Source organism: Ensifer sp. SSB1 (genome assembly GCF_016652895.1).
Taxonomy (GTDB): Bacteria; Pseudomonadota; Alphaproteobacteria; order Rhizobiales; family Rhizobiaceae; genus Ensifer.
This window is the reverse complement of record NZ_JAEPRP010000354.1, coordinates 1-1,877: the sequence shown is the minus strand read 5'-3', so window position 1 is coordinate 1,877 and position 1,877 is coordinate 1. Positions and strand designations below refer to the sequence as shown.

At 63.3% G+C, this 1,877-nt stretch carries 2 protein-coding genes; both read left to right on the top strand.

The window, feature by feature from the left end; translation table 11 throughout:
- The coding region (locus tag I8N66_RS37235) for a 3-hydroxyisobutyryl-CoA hydrolase (protein ID WP_291165563.1) at positions 1–790 on the top strand (790 nt) is incomplete at its 5' end.
- 59 nt (positions 791–849) lie between these two features.
- Positions 850–1,746, top strand: a complete 897-nt coding sequence (gene mmsB / locus I8N66_RS37230; protein WP_223729590.1) for a 3-hydroxyisobutyrate dehydrogenase — start codon at positions 850–852, stop codon at positions 1,744–1,746.
- Positions 1,747–1,877 lie beyond the last annotated feature (131 nt).

Below are 1,877 nucleotides of genomic sequence, written 5' to 3'. Positions count from 1 at the left end.
GCGCGAGGAGTTCGTCGTCAACAGCCGCATTGCCAGCTACCGCAAGCCCTATATCGCCATCATGGACGGCATCGTCATGGGCGGCGGCGTTGGGATTTCCGCTCATGGCAGCCACCGCATCGTGACCGAACGCACCCGGCTTGCAATGCCCGAGACCGGGATCGGCTACTTCCCGGATGTCGGCGCGACCTGGCTGCTGCCGAAGGCGCCCGGCGAGTTCGGTACCTATCTGGGTCTCACCGGCCGGGATATCGTGGCGGCCGACGCGATCCGTGCGCGGCTCGCAGATCGTTTCGTTGGTTCGCACAAGCTGGAAGCACTCATCGCCGAACTTGCAGCGCAGCCGTCGACCGCAAATGGCGCCGATATCGACGCGGTGATTGCAAGGCACGCGTCGGAAGCGCCGGCAACGTCGCTCCAGGATCACCTTGCGCTGATCGACCGATGCTTTGCCTTCGATACGGTTGAAGAGATTCTGGCGGCACTCGAGGCTGACGGTTCCGATTTCGCCAGGGAAACGCTGGCGCTGCTGAACACGCGTTCGGCACTCAGCATGAAGCTGACGCTCGATCTCCTGCGCGCCGGCCGTCGCAGCGCGTCGCTGAACGACTGCCTGGAACGGGAATATTCGGCGACGCTCGGCATGCTCGGCAATCCCGACTTTTACGAGGGCGTGCGGGCCGCGGTGATCGACAAGGACCGCAATCCGAAATGGAGCGTCGGGCTGGCCGACGTCACGCCTGCCATGCTCGCGCGTTTCGCCGGGAAGGATCACCCGCCACTGTTCTAGCGCCGGAGGATGGGCGCGATTTTTCGGCCAGGCCGAGTTTCTATGCGAGGAGGAATGACATGACGAAGATCGCCTTTATCGGGCTCGGCAATATGGGCGGGCCGATGGCCGCCAATCTGGTCAAGGCGGGCCATGCGGTCAGCGGCTTCGACCTGTCGGAAGCCTCCCGCAACGCGGCGGCAAAGACCGGGGTCTCCGTCGCCGGCTCGATTGCGCAGGCGGTGCGCGGGGCCGAATGCGTGATCACCATGCTGCCCGCCGGTGCGCATGTTCTCTACGTCTGGGACGAGCTTCTCGGTTTCGTCGACCCGGGCACGCTGCTGATCGACAGCTCGACGATCGACGTCGACAGCGCCCGCAAGGCGCATGCGCTCTCCGAAAAGATCGGCTGCCCCTCGCTCGATGCCCCTGTCTCCGGTGGAACCGGTGGTGCTGCGGCCGGCACGCTGACTTTCATGGTCGGCGGTAGCGACGAGGCCTTCGCCCGCGGCAAGCCTCTGCTCGATGCCATGGGCAAGAAGATCGTCCATTGCGGCGGAACCGGTGCAGGCCAGGCGGCGAAGATCTGCAACAACATGATCCTCGGCATTTCCATGGCCGGTGTCTGCGAAGCCTTTGTGCTGGCGGAACGCCTGGGTCTGTCGCACCAGGCGTTGTTCGACGTGGCTTCGACGTCGTCCGGACAATGCTGGTCTCTGACGACCTATTGCCCGGTACCGGGTCCGGTGCCGACCTCGCCCGCCAACAACGACTATAAGCCGGGCTTTGCCGCAAGCCTGATGCTGAAGGACCTGAAGCTGTCGCAGCAGGCAGCAAGTGCAGCCGGTGCAACGACGCCGATGGGCGCGCAGGCCGCGCAGCTCTATTCGATGTTCGAGAAGCTCGGTCACGGTGGCGAAGACTTTTCTGCCCTGATCCAGCTCCTGCGCGGCAACGACGAGGCAAAGGCCGGCTGATCCCCCGCGCCGTCGGATTTTCGCCCGGTCAACCGGGCGAAAATCTGCGGTTCACGCCTGTGGATAACGATTTCCATTTAATTTCAACAACTTGTCGAATTTTGAAGTTTTTTTGAAGATCGTTGTTGACG